17 protein-coding genes are annotated in these 19067 nt (G+C 41.2%); 2 read left to right on the plus strand and 15 right to left on the minus strand.

Annotated features, from left to right (window positions below):
* Positions 1-128: 128 nt before the first annotated feature.
* From ilvA to FAZ19_RS03635, 15 genes are all read right to left on the minus strand, one after another.
* Positions 129-1376, minus strand: a complete 1248-nt coding sequence (gene ilvA, locus FAZ19_RS03565; RefSeq protein WP_136819208.1) for a threonine ammonia-lyase IlvA — start codon at positions 1374-1376, stop codon at positions 129-131.
* Between the two features lie 75 nt (positions 1377-1451).
* On the minus strand, positions 1452-2606 hold the full coding sequence (locus FAZ19_RS03570) for a 2-isopropylmalate synthase (protein WP_136819209.1): 1155 nt from the start codon (positions 2604-2606) through the stop codon (positions 1452-1454).
* Positions 2607-2772: 166 nt separating this feature from the next.
* Positions 2773-3846 carry a 3-isopropylmalate dehydrogenase gene (gene leuB / locus FAZ19_RS03575; protein WP_136819210.1) on the minus strand — a complete coding sequence of 358 codons (1074 nt, stop codon included), beginning with the start codon at positions 3844-3846 and terminating at the stop codon, positions 2773-2775.
* Between the two features lie 7 nt (positions 3847-3853).
* Positions 3854-5317: an ATP-binding cassette domain-containing protein gene (locus tag FAZ19_RS03580; protein ID WP_136819211.1), complete on the minus strand. Its 1464-nt coding sequence runs from the start codon at positions 5315-5317 to the stop codon at positions 3854-3856.
* Entirely contained in the window at positions 5317-5901 is a 585-nt protein-coding gene (gene leuD / locus FAZ19_RS03585) for a 3-isopropylmalate dehydratase small subunit (RefSeq protein WP_136819212.1), read from the minus strand. The genes FAZ19_RS03580 and leuD overlap by 1 nt, the downstream gene beginning before the upstream one ends.
* Positions 5902-5950: 49 nt before the next feature.
* On the minus strand, positions 5951-7351 hold the full coding sequence (gene leuC / locus FAZ19_RS03590; protein WP_136819751.1) for a 3-isopropylmalate dehydratase large subunit: 1401 nt from the start codon (positions 7349-7351) through the stop codon (positions 5951-5953).
* 80 nt (positions 7352-7431) lie between these two features.
* Positions 7432-8913, minus strand: a complete 1482-nt coding sequence (gene ilvC / locus FAZ19_RS03595) for a ketol-acid reductoisomerase (protein WP_136819213.1) — start codon at positions 8911-8913, stop codon at positions 7432-7434.
* A 39-nt stretch (positions 8914-8952) separates the two neighbouring features.
* On the minus strand, positions 8953-9423 hold the full coding sequence (locus FAZ19_RS03600) for a DinB family protein (RefSeq protein ID WP_136819214.1): 471 nt from the start codon (positions 9421-9423) through the stop codon (positions 8953-8955).
* Between the two features lie 62 nt (positions 9424-9485).
* On the minus strand, positions 9486-10076 hold the full coding sequence (gene ilvN, locus FAZ19_RS03605) for an acetolactate synthase small subunit (RefSeq protein WP_136819215.1): 591 nt from the start codon (positions 10074-10076) through the stop codon (positions 9486-9488).
* A gap of 36 nt (positions 10077-10112) precedes the next feature.
* Positions 10113-11852, minus strand: a complete 1740-nt coding sequence (gene ilvB / locus FAZ19_RS03610) for a biosynthetic-type acetolactate synthase large subunit (protein WP_136819216.1) — start codon at positions 11850-11852, stop codon at positions 10113-10115.
* Between the two features lie 100 nt (positions 11853-11952).
* Positions 11953-13653 (minus strand): dihydroxy-acid dehydratase, encoded by a 1701-nt coding sequence (ilvD, locus tag FAZ19_RS03615; protein ID WP_136819217.1) that lies wholly within the window; start codon positions 13651-13653, stop codon positions 11953-11955.
* Positions 13637-14584, minus strand: a complete 948-nt coding sequence (locus FAZ19_RS03620) for a branched-chain amino acid transaminase (protein WP_229707262.1) — start codon at positions 14582-14584, stop codon at positions 13637-13639. The genes ilvD and FAZ19_RS03620 overlap by 17 nt, the downstream gene beginning before the upstream one ends.
* 306 nt (positions 14585-14890) lie before the next feature.
* The gene (gene atpC, locus FAZ19_RS03625; RefSeq protein WP_136819219.1) at positions 14891-15139 is read right to left on the minus strand and encodes an ATP synthase F1 subunit epsilon; all 249 of its coding nucleotides are present in this window, start codon (positions 15137-15139) and stop codon (positions 14891-14893) included.
* A 106-nt stretch (positions 15140-15245) separates the two neighbouring features.
* Positions 15246-16748, minus strand: a complete 1503-nt coding sequence (gene atpD, locus FAZ19_RS03630) for a F0F1 ATP synthase subunit beta (protein WP_136819220.1) — start codon at positions 16746-16748, stop codon at positions 15246-15248.
* 195 nt (positions 16749-16943) lie between these two features.
* Positions 16944-17537 carry a hypothetical protein gene (locus FAZ19_RS03635; protein WP_136819221.1) on the minus strand — a complete coding sequence of 198 codons (594 nt, stop codon included), beginning with the start codon at positions 17535-17537 and terminating at the stop codon, positions 16944-16946.
* 111 nt (positions 17538-17648) lie between these two features.
* Between FAZ19_RS03635 and FAZ19_RS03640 the strand changes: the two genes are divergently transcribed.
* Together FAZ19_RS03640 and FAZ19_RS03645 are read left to right on the plus strand one after the other, a co-directional pair.
* The gene (locus tag FAZ19_RS03640) at positions 17649-18362 is read left to right on the plus strand and encodes a CoA transferase subunit A (RefSeq protein WP_136819222.1); all 714 of its coding nucleotides are present in this window, start codon (positions 17649-17651) and stop codon (positions 18360-18362) included.
* A gap of 4 nt (positions 18363-18366) precedes the next feature.
* Positions 18367-18996 (plus strand): 3-oxoacid CoA-transferase subunit B, encoded by a 630-nt coding sequence (locus tag FAZ19_RS03645; RefSeq protein ID WP_136819223.1) that lies wholly within the window; start codon positions 18367-18369, stop codon positions 18994-18996.
* Positions 18997-19067: the final 71 nt, after the last annotated feature.

The following is a 19067-nucleotide window of genomic DNA, read 5'->3' on the forward strand; positions in this document are numbered from 1 at the left end:
AGATGAATCAATTGTGTTTAATTTCGGCTGAATTGGCTGTCAACTGATGCTCAAGCAGGACCTCCATTGTCCTCAATAAACTTCTGAAACGTTAACAGCTGTTCGCTCCCACTAATTACCGAGTTTTCTTATACTAAATACTCGAATAGGGTTTGATCTTTATTAATTTCGATAAAATCAAATTTGTACATTTTCATGCGCTCGATAAAGCTAATATAATCCTTGGGGTCGTTAAGCTCGATACCTATTAGTGCCGGACCACGTTCTCGTTCAGTTTTTTTGATGTATTCAAAACGGGTAATATCGTCCTTCGGACCAAGTACCTCGGTAACCAAAAGGCGTAAAGCACCTGGCCGTTGCGGAAATCGAACGATAAAATAATGTTTGAACCCTTCGTATAACAACGACATCTCCTTAATTTCGCTCATGCGATCGATATCGTTATTACCGCCTGAAACAACACAGACTACTTTTTTACCTCTGATTTCTTCCTGGTGAAACGCAAGAGCGGCAATGGAAAGCGCACCAGCTGGTTCCGCCACAATGGCATCTTTGTTATAGAGTTCTAAAATCGAGGTACAGATTTTCCCTTCCGGCACCGATTTTACAGAGTCCAGTAATTGGCTACTGATGGCATAGGTCAAGGCGCCGATCTTTTTGACCGCCGCGCCATCCACAAACTTATTGATATGGTCCAATTCGATGGGGCCGCCATGCGCAAGAGCTGCTTGCATAGATGGAGCTCCTTCTGGTTCAATACCGTACAATTTTACGTGGGGAGCAACTTTTTTCATATGAAAGCTTACTCCCGATGATAAACCACCTCCACCGATAGGAAGCAAAATGGCGTCTAGGTCGGGAAGATCTTCTATGATTTCTACAGCTACGGTCCCCTGTCCTTCAATTATTTTAATATCGTCAAAAGGAGGGATGAAATTCATGCTATGTTCGGCAGCATATTCCATTGCTGCTTTTTGGCAATCGTCAAAGGTATCCCCCGTCAACACAATTTCGATGTGGCCATTTCCCCACATCTCCGTCTGCGTGATCTTTTGACGAGGTGTTGGTCCGGGCATAAAAATAACACCTTTGATACCCAGTTTTTTACATGACAGTGCTACCCCTTGTGCATGATTACCGGCGCTGGCACATACCACTCCACGGGATCGCTCTTCTTCGGATATACTCACGATCTTATTGTAGGCTCCCCGTAATTTGTACGAACGCACGACTTGCAAGTCTTCTCTTTTTAGGTATACGTCTGCGCCATATTTTTCAGAAAGATGCAGGTTGTATTGTAGCGGTGTGCGTGTAACAACGTCTTTTATACGTTCTTTCGCCGCGAGCGAATCTATTTCTAATGTTGATAGGTCCATTTTATATGGGAGAATGGATGAAGGAATAAGGATCAAAGATGTCTTTAATCCTTATTCCTTCATCCTTGATCTATATTATTTAACTAAGGAAAGCAGGTCTTCATCATTAATGTCCTTTTTCGCATCTGCGATAGCTAAGAAACGTTCGTATGTATCCGCCAAGGTTTCTTTATCCAAATGGTAGCCAAGACGTTCTAAGTGATGTTTTAACGCATGACGGCCAGACCGTGCCGTCAAGATAATATCGGCTTCTTCCAGGCCGACATCTTCAGGACGGATGATTTCGTAATTTTCACGATGTTTTAGGAAACCATCTTGATGTATACCTGAGCTATGCGCAAAAGCATTTCGACCCACAATAGCTTTATTGGGTTGTACAGGCATGTTCATCATGTCGCTCACTTTTCGTGAAATATAGGTAAACATGGTACTGTCAATATTGGAGCTCAGATTTCCAAAAGATTGATTATGTACTTTTAAGATCATCGCGACCTCCTCCAATGATGTATTGCCCGCACGCTCTCCGATACCATTGATTGTACATTCTACCTGCCGAGCCCCATTCTGCACTGCAGCAATAGAATTGGCAGTAGCTAACCCAAGATCATTATGGCAATGTGCCGAGATGATAGCCTGGTCAATGTTCTTCACATGCTCTGTAAGATATTTTATCTTAGCACCATATTGGTCGGGTAGGCAATAGCCATTTGTGTCTGGGATATTAACTACAGTAGCACCAGCAGCAATGACAGCTTCGATCATTTGAGCCAAATAAGCTAGATCAGCGCGTCCCGCGTCTTCGGCATAGAATTCGACATCTTCGACATATGATTTCGCATGTTTCACAGCCGCTACAGCTCTTTCCAAAATCTCTTCCCGGGTACTATTGAATTTGTATTGGATATGCATATCCGACGAGCCAATTCCGGTGTGTATACGCGGACGCTTGGCATATTTTAAAGCATCAGCAGCTACATCGATATCGTTTTTATTGGCCCTGGTTAAGGCGCAAATAATCACATCGTCTACAGCTTTGGATAATTCGACAACCGACTGGAAATCGCCAGGACTTGATACTGGAAATCCAGCTTCAATAATATCAACGCCTAACCGTTCTAGATCTTTAGCGATTTCGATTTTCTCTATCGTCGTTAATTGGCATCCAGGAACTTGCTCACCGTCGCGAAGCGTCGTGTCGAAGATGTATAAGTGATTCGGATCGTGTAACATAATTTTAAATTAAAAAATTAATAAAGTATACATTAAGAGGTCATCGAGTTATAAAGTTATGCAGGATTATCTTTTTATCCAATTATTTGGGTAATGAGACAACTGGCTACAATAAGCCATAGGTTGCATAGTCAACATCTTAATACTCAATGCTCATATCTTAATACTATTTAATAAACTCCAAGACTTTAGCACCCATTTCGTTTGTGCCTAACATCTTATCGGAAGCAGTTTCTGCATTGGCAATATCACCCGTTCGCCACCCTGCTTTCAATGTTTCCGCTACGGCTGTTGTCACCAGTTTTGCTTCTTCCTGTAAGCCGAACGCAATATCGAGCATTAATGCAGCAGATAGGATGGAAGCTAATGGATTGGCTTTATTCTGACCTGCTATATCATGCGCCGAGCCATGGATGGGTTCGAAAAATCCCGTTCCATCACCGATAGAAGCTGAAGCTAACATTCCCATAGATCCTGCGATTTGTGAAGCTTCGTCCGTTAAGATATCACCAAACAAATTCGCCGTCAATACCACATCAAATTTCTTTGGATTCTTTACCAGTTGCATAGCAGCATTGTCGATAAACATATGTTCGGTTTCCACATCAGGATACTCTTGTGCAATCTCCTGTACAACTTCGCGCCAAAGGCGGGAGGTTTCTAGTACATTGGCCTTATCGACAGAGCACAGTTTTCTATTACGTGTACGTGCAGCATCATATGCTTTGCGCGCGATCCGCTCTACTTCGTAACGATGATAGTTCATCAGGTCAGAAGCAAATGTATTGTCCTCATTTCGTTTTTTTTCGCCGAAGTACACATCTCCTGTCAACTCGCGGAAGAATAAGATATCTGTTCCACGTAACACCTCTGGCTTCAAACTGGAAGCGTCTAATAGTTCATCGAATAACAAGATTGGCCGTAGGTTAGCATATAGACCCAATTCTTTGCGTATTTTCAAGAGACCTTGTTCTGGGCGTACCTTTGCTGAAGGGTCATTATCGTATTTCGCGTGTCCAATAGCACCAAATAAAATAGCATCGGAAGCTTTTGCTTTCTCCAAGGTTTCTTCAGGGAGTGGATCTCCAGTCGCTTCGATAGCGGTGTGCCCCATAATAGCTTCGTCAAAAACAAATTCATGGTTATATTTTTGGGCTACAGCTTCCAATACTTGCTTTCCCCAAGTAGTTACTTCTTGTCCAATTCCATCACCTGGAATAATAAGAATATTTTTCTTCATTGCAGTGTTAAACGTTTTCTAATATATTTTCTATGGCGATGACTTCGCCCTGTTCTAATACAATCCGGTGTTCGATGCATTTCGGTAGTTGACTTTCGTAGTGACCTACATAGATTAATGTTTTTCCATGCTGGGCCAACTCATCCACCACATCGTTAAAATATTGGGTTTGGTCACTATCCAAACCCTGGCAAGGTTCATCCAACACCAATAAAGGTGGATTTTTAATGATCGTTCTTGCGAGTAATGCTAAGCGTTGTTTGCCCAACGGCAAAGTATGAAGCAATTGATTCTTGTATTCCGTTAAATCGAAAAAAGCCATCAATTCTTCAATCTGTTTTTGTTCCTGAAATTTGACATCGATAAACCAGCCGATGCTATCATAAAATCCTGATGCTATCGTATGCCATACTGTTGCATTTTGATCAAAATACCAGTGCATTTCCGGAGAGATAATTCCAATTTTATGTTTAATGTCCCAGATACTCTCACCCGAGCCTCTTTTATTACCAAACAGAAGAATATCCATTCCATAAGATTGCGGGTGGTCGCCATTGATTAGACTCAATAAGGTCGATTTACCAGATCCATTAGGCCCCTGTAACACCCATTTTTCACCAACCTTTACTTCCCAGGAAACATTTTTTAATACATTTTTCTCACCATAACGAATATGTACACCACTTAATCGTACAATAGTGTCATAGGGTGTATGTGGTACTTCTTTTAAAAACGTGGGTAGAGCCCTAGGTTGCCGTACACTTTCTCTTACAAAGGCAAGTGGGCCTGTAACTTCATCTATTTTTCCTTCCCGCAATTGTGTGAAGTGATTAATAGCGTTGGGAAGGGCGGTGTCATTACTGATAATAACAAGATGTACACCCTCGTCGGCCAGTTCGTCAAGCCACAGGTTTAATACAATCCTAGAATTTTTATCCAAGCCAGTATACGGCTCGTCAATGATTAGTAGTTGTGGTTTAAGCCACAGGCCTTTTACCAACTGAAGTTTTTTGTGTTCGCCACTCGAAAGCTCAATCAATTGCGATTGCTGTACATTGGCAAAGCCAAATTCGATCAATTTGCTTTCTATTTCCGTAAAATCTAAATTCTCCTGCTGCGCGAAATGTTCCAACTCAGCCTTTACCGTTAAGGTGTCTTGCCCTTGATGTTTATTGTAGCGCTGCTGATAATAAAAATTCCGGTCTCCTTCCAGATTGGTAAACTGAAACCAGTTGGAAATATAGTATGCTTTTGCAGGTAAGTGACTTGCCGTGTCAAAATGAATTAATGTGTTTCCACTTGTTCTTGTCACACCTGCAAGCGCCTTACCTAGGGTGGTTTTACCCGTTCCACTTTTTCCTCCGATAAGCCAGTGTTGCCCTCGCTCGATAGTCCACGAGAGGTTATCCAATACGATTTGTGTTGCGTATTGAACGTTAAGCAGTTGTATCTGGACGAAAGGTTCCGGCATTATCTGTGTTGTTCGAATTCTTCTATTAATTCTTTTTGACTTAAGATGTAATCGATGTCGTCATAACCATTAATTAAGCACGACTTTTTGTATGGATTGATTTCAAAAATATATTGATCTCCTGTGGCAGGGAGTGTTATGCTCTGTGCTTCCAGATCAACGACCACTTCGGCTGCAGGATTGGCAAATACTACATCGAAAATCTTTTTCAAAAAATCATCTGGAACTTGAATCGGCAATACACCATTGTTCAAGGCATTCCCTTTAAATATATCCGCAAAAAATGAGCTGACAACAACGTCAAAACCATAATCCTGAATCGCCCAGGCGGCGTGTTCTCTTGAAGATCCGCAACCAAAGTTTTTACCTGCGACTAATATTTTTCCGTAATAAGTCGGATCGTTCAATATAAAATCCGCCTTTGGTTTATTGTCCGCTTCATAGCGCCAATCGCGAAATAAGTTGTCACCGAATCCGTCACGGGTCGTTGCTTTTAGGAAACGAGCCGGGATAATCTGATCAGTATCTATATTTTCAATCGGTAGAGGTACTACCCTTGAACTTAATGTTTCAAATTTTTTCATGTTTTAGAATAAAAAGTAAAAAAGAGTGTATACTTCCAATTTTGACTTTTTAATGAAGTAGCTCTCTTACATCCGTAATTTTTCCGGTGACGGCGGCGGCGGCGGCAGTAAGCGGACTTACCAGCATGGTACGTGCATTCGGACCTTGGCGGCCTTCGAAGTTTCTGTTCGACGTCGAAACGCAATATTTACCCGCTGGAATTTTATCCTCGTTCATTCCCAAACAGGCCGAACAACCAGGTTCACGTAGCTCAAAACCTGCAGCTTCGAACACCTTGTCGATACCTTCCAATTTGGCTTGTGCTTCTACTTGTTTAGAACCAGGTACGATCCAAACCTCTACGTTAGATGCTTTCTGTTTTCCTTGTACAAAAGCAGCTACCTCACGTAAATCTTCAATGCGCGAGTTTGTGCAACTTCCAATAAAGACGTAGTCGATAGGTTTTCCAATCACCTCCTCTCCATCATGGAATCCCATATAATCCAAGGCTTTTTGATAAGATGGCCGCTCGGATTCAGGTTGGGTAATTGTCGTTGGGATGTGCTCAGAAATACCCATACCCATACCTGGATTAGTACCGTAGGTAATCATGGGTTGAATATCCGCCGCATCAAATGTTAATATGGAATCAAATTCAGCATCATCATCGGAATACAATGTTTTCCAATAAGCAAGCGATTGTTCCCATTCTTCACCTTTAGGAGCGAACTCGCGACCGTTTACATAGTCGTATGTAATTTGATCTGGCGCAATCAAGCCACCGCGTGCACCCATTTCAATGCTCATGTTGCATATGGTCATCCGTGCTTCCATGCTCAAAGAGCGAATAGCAGATCCAGCATATTCGATAAAATACCCTGTGCCTCCTGCTGCCGAAATTTTTGCGATAATGTATAAGATAATATCTTTTGCACCTACACCTTTTTCTAGCTCACCATTTACCTCGATTTTCATCGTTTTAGGTTTTTGTTGCAACAGGCATTGTGTTGCAAAAACTTGTTCCACTTGAGATGTTCCGATACCGAAAGCAATTGCACCAAATGCTCCGTGAGTAGACGTATGGCTGTCGCCGCATACCATTGTTTTACCAGGTAGTGTAATGCCCAGTTCAGGGCCTATAACGTGAACAATACCTTGGTAGGGGTGCCCCAGACCATATAACTCGATGCCAAATTCGTTACAATTTTTGGTAAGCATATCCACTTGGTAACGAGATAGCTCTTCTTTGATAGGAAGGTGTTGGTTTAACGTCGGGACATTATGATCGGCTGTTGCTACAGTTTGTTGCGGACGTAAAACTGGAAGACCTCTTTTGCGCAATCCTTCAAACGCTTGAGGAGATGTTACCTCGTGGATTAAGTGGGTGTCGATATATAAAATATCAGGAAACCCTTCTTGGCGTTTGACGACGTGTGCATCCCAAATTTTTTCGACTAATGTTTTTCCCATGTTTCTCTCTTTCTCTATTGTTTTAACCGACATTGCGAGGTTTTACGTCCCTATCCGCAATGTCGGTTAGCTTAGTTATATTAAATAGTTTTAATTGTTTTCATTGCCGTCATCGCTTTACGCAATTTTCTGCCGACAATTTCCACTGGATGATCACGTAATAGCTCGTTCACCTGTACAAGTTTTACATTGTCTACCGAACCATCTTTGCCATCGTTAAAGTTTTTTCCGACTAAGTCTGTGTCTACTTTTTTCATAAAGTCTGCCAACAACGGTTTACAAGCTTGATCAAATAAATAGCATCCGTATTCGGCTGTATCCGAGATGACACGGTTCATTTCAAATAATTTTTTGCGTGCGATTGTGTTTGCGATCAACGGTGTTTCATGCAGCGACTCATAGTATGCCGATTCGGCTTTAATGCCCGCTTCAACCATCGTTTCAAAAGCCAGCTCAACACCCGCTCTTACAAAAGCAACCATTAATGTGTAGTTGTCAAAATATTCCTGTTCTGCGATTTTTACATCGCCTGCAGCTGTTTTCTCAAAAGCTGTCTCACCAGTTTCTGCTCTCCATTTCAATAAGTTTGCATCACCATTCGCCCAGTCTTCCATCATCGTTTTTGAAAATTCACCAGAGATGATATCATCCTGGTGCTTTTGAAACAACGGACGCATAATATCTTTTAATTCTTCCGAAATTTCGAAAGCTTTCAATTTTGCGGGGTTGCTCAAGCGATCCAACATCCCACTTACACCGCCATGCTTTAATGCCTCTGTGATTACTTCAACACCGTATTGTACCAGTTTAGAAGCATATCCTGCGTCGATTCCTTTTTCAACCATTTTGTCGAATGAAAGAATAGAGCCTGTTTGTAATAAGCCACAAAGGATTGTTTGTTCACCCATTAAGTCAGATTTTACTTCTGCCACAAAAGACGATTTCAATACACCGGCACGATCACCACCTGTACCCACACAGTATGCTTTAGCTTCAGCCCAACCCTTCCCTTGGGGATCGTTTTCAGGATGAACCGCAATTAAGGTAGGAACACCAAAACCTCTTAAATATTCCGCACGTACTTCCGACCCTGGACATTTAGGTGCTACCATGATGACTGTTAGATCTTTACGGATTTGCATACCTTCTTCCACAATGTTGAAACCATGTGAATACGATAAGGTAGCTCCTTGTTTCATCAATGGCATTACTGCATTGATGACAGATGTATGTTGTTTATCGGGAGTCAAGTTGATGACGAGATCCGCCGTAGGAATTAATTCTTCGTATGTTCCTACATTGAAATTGTTGTCCGTTGCATTTTTCCAGGAATCTCTTTTTTGTTCAATAGCTTCTTTACGTAATGTGTAAGACACATCTAATCCGCTATCTCTTAAGTTTAATCCTTGGTTTAAACCCTGAGCACCACATCCTACGATTACAATCTTTTTGCCTTTTAAAGCCTGTACACCATCTGAGAATTCTGATGAATTCATAAATTCTGCTTGTCCTAGTTGTCTTAGTTGTTCTCTAAGCGGTAACGTGTTGAAATAATTTGCCATTTTTTTATTATTAATGCTTTTCTTTTTTAGTTTAAGTTGTTATTTGCCGTTTTTGATCATTCGTCTTTGTGCCACAGCGTATCCAAAATGAAGGTTGTCATGCCCCACCGTCGTGATAATGACATCCTCAATAGTAGGCATGATCTCCTTATATGTATCAGTTGAAAACGGACTAATTTCCTTAAAAATTCCGGCAAAATAATCCTTTTCTATCTGCTTCACTGTTTGAATAGCCAATGCTTTTAAGTCTTCAACTTCATCTTTCGTAACCATATAGGTAGGTTTTGTTCCCTTTGTATAAGCGGCACCGTATTTGATTACGTAATCCAGATTAACTTGTGTTCGCAGATAACACAGGCCTTGGGTAGCGACGACAATATGCCCAAAATTCCATATGATGTTGTTACTAAATCCATCGGGGATCTGATTCAGTTCCTCGATCGTTAGTCCATCTACCAATCCGATGAAAGCCTTGCGTGTTTGAAGTATGTAGTTGAATGTTTTTTCCATTTCTTTAGTATTGAGTATTTAGTACAACGTATTGAGTAACGAGATTTATCTTTAACCCTTTCTTACATTGTAAATACATTGTCTTGCTGATCGAGAAATTCGTTTTCCACGATTTCCTGTGATGGCTCTGTTTTCTCAAATTGAATCAATTTGGAATGAAAACCAGCACTTTCTTTAATAATGGCTATACGCGCTCCACGTACGAACTCGATAAGTTTGTATTTCCCTAATTCCTCCGTCAATCTATCGATTTCTTCACGATGGCCTGCGGTTTCAAAAACAATGTAATCATTACGGATTACGACAACATTTGCACCATATTGGCGCAATAGTCGCTCGACATAGGCTTTCTCCGCGATTACGTGTGCAGGAACCTTGTATAAAGCTTGTTCCTGCCAGATCAGTTCGTCATTCGTATTGAAATATGCTTTTAATACTTCCACCTGTTTTTCAATCTGACGACATAGCTTACGTACTACCTCCTCGGATTCTGTAATTAAGATCGTAAAGCGGTGAATACCCTCCACCTCTGAAGGTGAAGTGTTTAAGCTCTCGATATTGATTTTACGTCTTGAAAAAATCCCGGAGATACGTCCAATCATACCAATGGAGTTCTCTGTATATAGGGTGATGGTATATTCTTGTTTTTCCATTTTCTAATTCATTTGTGTCTGCAAATCAGCTTTTCACTATTTCAGTCTAATTTCCGATACGGACGTGCCTTGTGCCACCATAGGGAATACATTATTTTCCTTACCTACCATTACCTCCAGCAGGTACGAGCCATCGTGATCTAACATCGTTTTTAGCGCATCACGGAGATCTTTTCTTTCCGAAATTTTATTTCCGTCTATGTAATACCCTTTTGCCACTGCGACAAAGTCTGGGCTCGTAATATTTACAAAAGAGTAACGCCTGTCATGGAAGAGCTGTTGCCATTGACGCACCATACCTAAGAACTCATTGTTCAGAATTAAGATTTTGACTTTAGCGCCAAATTGCATAATTGTTCCTAATTCCTGAATGGTCATTTGTATACCACCATCTCCGATTATGGCAACTACGTCGCGCTCCGGAGCACCATACCAAGCGCCAATAGCTGCTGGTAATCCGAATCCCATTGTTCCCAATCCGCCGGAAGTAACATTAGATTTGGAAGAATTGAATTTAGCATAGCGACAGGTCACCATCTGATGCTGACCAACATCTGTAACGATTACTGCGTTACCTCCGGTTAGCTCGTTCAATACGTTAATAACCTCACCCATGGTAAGCACCTCACTCGTTGGGTTAAGTTCATCGTAGATCACCTCTTTAATTTCCTCTTTTTCGAGTTCGCGGAATTGTTGCAACCATTTGCTGTGATCCACTTGGTTTATTAAATCTGTCAAAAGCGGTAGGGTTTCCTTGCAATCTCCCCAAACCGGTACTGTGGCTTTTACATTTTTATCGATCTCAGCAGGGTCTATATCCAAATGAACCACTTTAGCTTGTTTCGCATATTTGTCGAGACGTCCAGTAACCCGATCGTCGAATCGCATACCTATGGCAATTAACACGTCGCACTCATTAGTCATGACATTAGGTGCATAGTTTCCATGCATACCCAGCATGCCCACATGTTGCGGGTGATCTGTCTCTAGTGCACTCAGTCCCATTACGGTTGTGGCAGCAGGGAATCCTCCTTTTTCGATGAAGGTTTTAAATTCCTGCTCTGCCTTCCCTAAGATAATCCCTTGACCGAAAATCACAAATGGCTTTTTCGCCTCATTGATCAATTGAGCTGCTTGTTCAATATATTCGTTACGGACAATAGGTTTAGGCCTATAGCTACGGATATGATTACAGAATTCGTATCCATGATAATCGAATAGTTGTAATTGTGCATTTTTAGTAATATCGATTAATACGGGACCAGGTCGCCCTGTACTCGCGATATAGAAGGCCTTTGCCAATACACTGGGAATTTCGGTGGCATCCGTCACCTGGTAGTTCCATTTTGTAACAGGTGTCGTAATATTAATAACATCCGTCTCTTGAAAAGCATCGGTTCCGAGTAGTGAAGCGAAGACCTGACCGGTAATGCAGACGATAGGGTTACTATCAATCATAGCATCAGCTAGGCCGGTTACTAAGTTGGTAGCACCGGGACCGCTTGTTGCAAAAGCGACACCCACACGGCCTGATGTTCGTGCATAGCCCTGTGCCGCATGGATTCCTCCCTGTTCGTGGCGCACGAGAATATGGGTTAACTTATCATTGTAATCATACAATGCATCATAGATTGGCATAATAGCGCCACCCGGATATCCAAAAATGGTATCTACCCCCTCGTGGATCAAGGCCTCTAAAACCGCTTGCGAACCGCTCAATTGTTGCATTGTAGCGGGAGCAGCTTGTTCCTTTTCCGTTTTTTCCAGTGTACTCATTTTTTAGTATTTAGATATTAGTATTGAGATTTTAGATTAAGGAATAAAGATCAAAGACAATTATCTAGAAGTCTTTGTTCTTTACACTTTAATCTTTATTTTAAATATCCGTCACACAGCCCTGTGAAGCATCTGCAACAGTTTTTGCGTATTTATACAATACACCCTTTGTTACTTTTAACGCAGGTTGTATCCATGTGGCGCGACGACTGGCTATTTCTTCGTCCGACACTTTTAGGTTCAGCGTATTGTTAACAGCATCAATTTCGATAATATCGTCGTCTTTTACCAATCCAATCAGTCCACCTTCGTAAGCTTCCGGAGTGATATGGCCTACTACGAAACCGTGGGTACCACCCGAGAACCTGCCGTCGGTAATTAGAGCGATGGATTTACCTAGCCCCGCACCAATAATTAAAGCCGTAGGTTTTAGCATTTCAGGCATACCGGGAGCCCCTTTAGGCCCCTCATTCTTGATTACGACAACATCGCCCGGCTTAATTCTGCCTGAAGAAACACCTGCCACTAAATCATGTTCGCCATCAAATACACGAGCAGGACCGCTGAATTTCTCGCCTTCTTTACCTGATATTTTTGCAACAGAACCTTTTTCCGCTAGATTGCCGTATAGAATCTGCAAATGCCCCGTAGCCTTAATTGGGTTGTCCAGTTTTTGAATAATAGGTTGGTTATAATCGATTACCGATTTTACACCCTCTAAATTTTCAGCCAGTGTTTTGCCCGTTACCGTTAAACAATCCCCATGTAACAAACCCTCGTCTAGTAGATAGCGTAATACAGCAGGAACACCACCGTATTGATGCAGATCTTGCATAAGATATTTACCTGATGGTTTGAAATCTGCTAATACAGGCGTCTCATCAGACATGCGTTGAAAATCATCTTGCGAAATATCTACACCAACGGATTTTCCGATTGCAATAAAGTGCAATACGGCATTCGTAGAACCTCCTAGGATAACAATGGTGCGAATTGCGTTTTCAAATGCTTTACGCGTCATGATGTCCGACGGCTTGATATCCTTTTCTAAAAGGATTTTGATGTATTTTCCCGCTTCAAGACATTCGTCCTGTTTTTCTTTAGATACAGCTGGATTGGAAGAGGAGTAGGGTAGACTCATTCCCAGAGCTTCAATTGCAGAGGCCATCGTGTTTGCGGTATACATACCTCCACATGCACCCGCACCTGGGCAAGTATGTCTGATTACACCGTCGTAATCTTCATCCGAAATTGTGCCCGCGATTTTCTTGCCCAACGCTTCAAAAGCAGATACGATATTTAACTCTTCACCTTTATAGTGACCGGGAGCAATCGTGCCACCGTATACCATGATAGCGGGACGATTCAGCCGGCCCATAGCTATTACGGCTCCAGGCATATTTTTATCACATCCCGGAATGGCTATTAAGCCATCATAATATTGCCCCCCACAGATCGTTTCGATACTGTCGGCAATGACATCGCGCGATACTAAGGAATAACGCATCCCATCTGTACCGTTACTCATGCCATCACTTACGCCAATCGTTCCGAAAGTTAAACCTACTAGATCATTAGCCCATACGCCTTTTTTTACGACTTGTGCCAAATCGTTCAAATGCATATTACAGGTGTTTCCATCGTACCCCATACTGGCGATACCAACTTGTGCTTTTTCCATATCCGCATCGGTCAATCCAATTCCGTACAACATGGCTTTGGCTGCCGGTTGTGTTTTGTCTTGGGTGAAAATACGGCTATATTTGTTTAATACATTTGTGCTGTCAGATGATGACTTCATAATTCTCTTGCTCTAATACTAAATTTTTATATTTTCTTTGGATAGATGCTCCTATTGTGTGCTCCCAATGGTCTTTGTATACAACGTGATCAACTTGTTTTACACCGATGATTTCTGCTGCTGTCCCACTCAAAAAAGCGCTGTCAGCCTGGTATATATCGTCGACCGTTAATTTCTTTTCGATGATCTCAAAGTTTAGTTTTTTACAGATCTCCAATACAGTTTGACGAGTGATTCCTGGGAAAATATTTTCTAAGGGTGGGGTGTAAATTTTGAAATCCTTTTCGATAAATATGTTTTCACTGGATGCTTGTGCCACAAAACCATCTTGATCTAATAGCAAGGCTTCGTCAAACCCATTTTTAATTGCTTCGCTTGTCGCCATGATTGAATTGATGTACTGCCCGGATATCTTGGCATCCACCCGAAATGATTTTGGATTTGGCCGTTCTATACTGGAGATATTCGCTTTTATTAAATTTTGACCTAAGTACGGACCCCATTCCCATGCCGCTATCATGATGTTTGCTTTGGTAGATGAAGTCAAATGCATGTTGGAACCAGAAAAAACCAAAGGTCTGATATAAGCAGATCTTAAATTATTCGCTGCCAATAGATCATAGGTCTTTTCGATCAACACCCGATTATTCCAAGAATAGGGAAGGTTAATGGCGTTACAAGATTCTTCTAAACGCTCAAAATGTTCTTCAGCTTTGAATATCCGAGTACCATTGTGTGTGCTATATGATCGAAGTCCTTCAAAGGCTCCGTACCCATAGTGAAGTGATTGACCAAATAGATCAACGCCAGCACCATGTGCCTTTACAAACTCACCGTTCAAATAAATTAAAGTGTTCTGATTGTAGTACTGCATTTTTTCTGATTTCTTCGTGATGAAAAGTTCCTCCCCAAAAACTCTAATGTCAATCAAAATTATAACATTGTTAAGTTAGCTCGAATTAGAATTCTTTACAATAGCTATTTGTGTTTTTTTTAAAAAGTTTTTTATTTCGATTATTGTTTTAAATCAAAATAATATTCTGAATTTATATATTTATTTGATTTTAAATTTGTTTGCCTGTAGACTAGAATTAAAATCGGTATATTTCTTGAGTTTTTGAAAAATGGTTCTAAAAACCAAAATTCTTCGTAAAAAAGGGTTTTGGCCCAAAAAAATATAAAAAAATAGCCCTTAAAACTCGAAGTCTTAAGGGCTATTTATCATATGTTATTTTTACTAGTTCTGCACAATTCCTTCCGCTAAAACGATGATATTGTTGTCCTTTACTTCTACCACACCGCCCTTGATAATAATGACCTGCTCATCATTGCCTTTTTTGACAATGACATTGCCATCGTCCAGCGTAGACACAATAGCCGCATGGTCCTTTAAGATTTGAAAAGACCCCGCAGAACCGGGAACCGTAACCGCAGTTACCTCACCTTCGTATGCTAATCTGTCTGGAGTAATAATTGTTAATTTCATTTTTTTAGATACAAGATTTGAGATGTGAGATTTGAGAACGCTTAGCTTTCAAAGTAGATATGAGATTCTGCTGTCTATTATCTCCTATCTAATGTCTCCTATCTAATTAAACTGCTTCTGCTAATAATTTTTTACCTTTTTCGATCGCTTCCTCTATATTACCTACTAAGTTAAAGGCAGCTTCCGGGTATTCGTCGACTTCTCCATCGATGATCATGTTAAACCCTTTGATCGTATCTTTAATGTCGACTAATACGCCTTTCAAACCTGTAAATTGCTCCGCAACATGGAAAGGTTGAGATAAGAACCGTTGCACACGACGCGCGCGTGATACCGTTAATTTATCTTCTTCCGACAGCTCATCCATACCTAAGATGGCGATAATATCCTGAAGTTCTTTATAGCGTTGTAAGATTTCTTTTACGCGTTGTGCCGTATTATAATGCTCATGACCTAAAACAGCTGGGGATAAAATCCGAGACGTAGAATCCAATGGATCCACTGCAGGATAAATACCTAGCTCCGCAATCTTACGAGATAATACGGTGGTTGCGTCCAAGTGAGCGAAAGTTGTCGCTGGAGCAGGGTCAGTTAAATCATCTGCAGGTACATATACCGCTTGTACCGAAGTAATAGATCCGTTTTTAGTAGAGGTAATACGCTCTTGCATCAGTCCCATTTCTGTAGCTAATGTCGGCTGGTAACCCACAGCCGAAGGCATACGACCTAAAAGAGCAGAAACCTCAGAACCCGCTTGTGTAAAACGGAAGATATTATCAATGAAGAATAATACATCACGACCTTGACCTTCGCCATCGCCATCACGGAAATATTCCGCAATTGTCAATCCAGATAGGGCCACGCGAGCACGAGCACCTGGAGGCTCATTCATTTGGCCGAATACAAAAGTACATTTAGACTCTTTCAACAATTCCTGATCTACCGTGTCCAAAGGCCATTCGCCTTTTTCCATGCCTTCCATGAAATGCTCGCCATACTTAATAATGCCTGATTCCAACATTTCACGTAATAAGTCATTACCTTCACGTGTACGCTCACCTACACCCGCAAATACAGAAAGACCACCATGTCCTTTTGCGATATTGTTGATTAATTCTTGGATTAATACTGTTTTACCTACTCCGGCACCACCAAACAAACCGATTTTACCACCTTTAGCATAAGGCTCTAACAAGTCGATAACTTTGATTCCTGTAAAAAGAATCTCAGACTCGGTAGAAAGGTCTTCAAATTTCGGTGGTACATTATGAATAGAACGTCCATTCGTTTTGTCCAATGCACGAATACCATCAATAGGGTCACCAACTACGTTGAATACACGACCTTTGATTTCTTCGCCAATAGGCATTTTAATAGGAGCACCAGTATCTACTACTTTCATTCCACGTACCAAACCTTCAGTTGCATCCATGGCAATAGTACGGACACGTTCTTCGCCTAAGTGTTGTTGAACTTCTAAAACGACACGTTGTCCATTATCTTTCTCAATGTACAATGCATCGTAAATCTTAGGAAGATTTTCATTGTCGGCAAAGTTGACGTCAACCACTGGGCCGATAATCTGTGCTATTTTACCAATATTGGGCATATTATAGGGACTAAAATTTATTAATCTATTTGATTACAGATTATTCGATCTGTAATTTGGAATGCAAAAATAAGTTTTATCGCGCTAAAAGCAAAACTTCTTCATTAAATAAATGAATATTTTTTTTAGCTGCTTATTTGCTTAATCGCGAATCTGTTGATTTGCGAATTTAATAATAGAGAAACCTCGATTAACTTAAGAGTTTCTTTTCAGTTGCTCGTCGAGTAGCTGCCGTTTTAATAATTGTTCTTTTTCCAATGCTTTCTTTTTGTGTATTTGAAGCTCCTCTTGAAACTCTTCCGCGGTTTTCTTGGATGATACCGTATCAACTTTTGCTTTGCGAAAAGCAAAGAAAGTCGCTAGGAACGCTATTGCAAGTACAATGATCAAGAGCCATACAAAGCTGTGGTAACCGCTTTTTGAGAAGTCGATACCCAAGAAGGATATACTGTCTGTTTTTAATTTTTCGGCATCCAACCGCGTCTGCAGATTTTGCACACTGTCTGTGAGTTGTTGGTTGGCAGATACAGAAGACGAACTCGATTGTTTCAGGTTCTGGATTTCCGTACGTAATGTCTTCAGCGTATCGCGCGTGTTTTGACGCACACGCTCTAAGTTGGTTTTACGTATGATTTTAAAATCCGCGTCCTGCGAACGCGAGAGTATATTAAGATAATAGAATTGACTGTCGATAGAGCTTTTTGTCAAGGCCTCTTGAAGATTGATTTTTTGCCCAAAAGCAGATGAAATGAACAAAAGGAACGTGAGTGCATGTATAAATTTTAGCATAGATAAATAGTGTATTTATTTAAATGTAACATAAATTTTGAAAATATATTGCATAGCTCCAAATAAAATACGATATTAGGTAGAACCAAAAAGGATAAAACCTTATAAACCATGGTAGATAAAAGTGTGTTAAATGCGGTCGAAGCAATACGAGAGGTTAGCAGTGGAATGACAATCGCCGTTGGGGGATTTGGATTGTGTGGCATTCCTGAAAACCTTATCGCTGCGTTGATGGAAAGGGATCTTCGGGAATTGACCTGTATCAGTAATAATGCAGGAATAGACAATTTTGGGCTGGGTCTTTTATTACGCCGAAAGCAGATCAAAAAAATGATAGCATCCTACGTAGGTGAGAATGCAGAATTTGAACGGCAGATGTTGAGTGGCGAGTTGGAAGTTGAGCTGGTGCCCCAAGGAACCCTAGCCACACGTTTGATGGCAGGGGGATATGGTCTCCCGGTGATTTATACACCGGCCGGTGTAGGTACAGAAGTGGCTGAGGGAAAAGAGGTACGCAAATTCAAGTTCCATGGTGTAGAAAAGGAGTATCTAATGGAGTATGCATTCGAGCCCGATTTTGCACTAGTGAAAGCCTGGAAGGGTGATCGTATGGGCAATTTAGTCTATAGAGGGACAGCACAGAATTTTAACCATGCGATGGCCATGTGCGGGAAGATCACCATTGCCGAAGTAGAAGAATTGGTAGAGCCAGGCGTATTAGATCCTAATTTCATTCACACACCTGGGGTATATGTGCATAAGATCTTTCAGGGCAAAAATTACGAGAAGCGAATAGAACAACGGACTTTCAGGCCAAAATCGTAGAGGTATGTTAGATAAATATGGAATTGCAAAACGTATTGCCAAAGAAATACAAGATGGATATTATGTGAATCTGGGCATCGGTATCCCAACCTTAGTAGCTAATTATATTGCAGATGATATCAACGTGGTGTTACAAAGCGAAAATGGCTTGCTCGGCATGGGGCCGTTCCCTTATGAAGGAGAAGAGGATCCCGATTATATTAATGCGGGTAAGCAGACTATTACCACATTGCCCGGTTCCGTTTTCTTTGATTCCGCAATGAGTTTCGGTATGATTCGCTCCAGAAAGATTGATTTGACAATTTTGGGGGCTATGGAGGTGTCCGAGCATGGCGATATTGCCAACTGGAAGATTCCGGGTAAAATGGTGAAGGGAATGGGAGGCGCCATGGATCTTGTTGCCAGTGCACAAGATATTATTGTCGCCATGCAACATGTGAATAAAGCAGGAGAGTCCAAATTGCTTTCCGCCTGCACGTTGCCGCTTACGGGCAAACGGTGTGTAAAAAAAATCGTTACGGAGTTGGGGGTTTTCGATGTATTACCGCAGGGCGGTTTTAAAATCATCGAATTGCATGATGGTGTAACCTTAGATGAAGTGCGGAGAAGTACACAAGGTAAACTTGTGGAATAGACGTTTATTTTTTACATATACATTGACTATCCAATTTTTTCTATATTTTAGGCACTTTAAACATAAACCGT

Origin of the sequence: Sphingobacterium alkalisoli (genome assembly GCF_005049105.1) — a bacterium.
Taxonomy (GTDB): domain Bacteria; phylum Bacteroidota; class Bacteroidia; order Sphingobacteriales; family Sphingobacteriaceae; genus Sphingobacterium; species Sphingobacterium alkalisoli.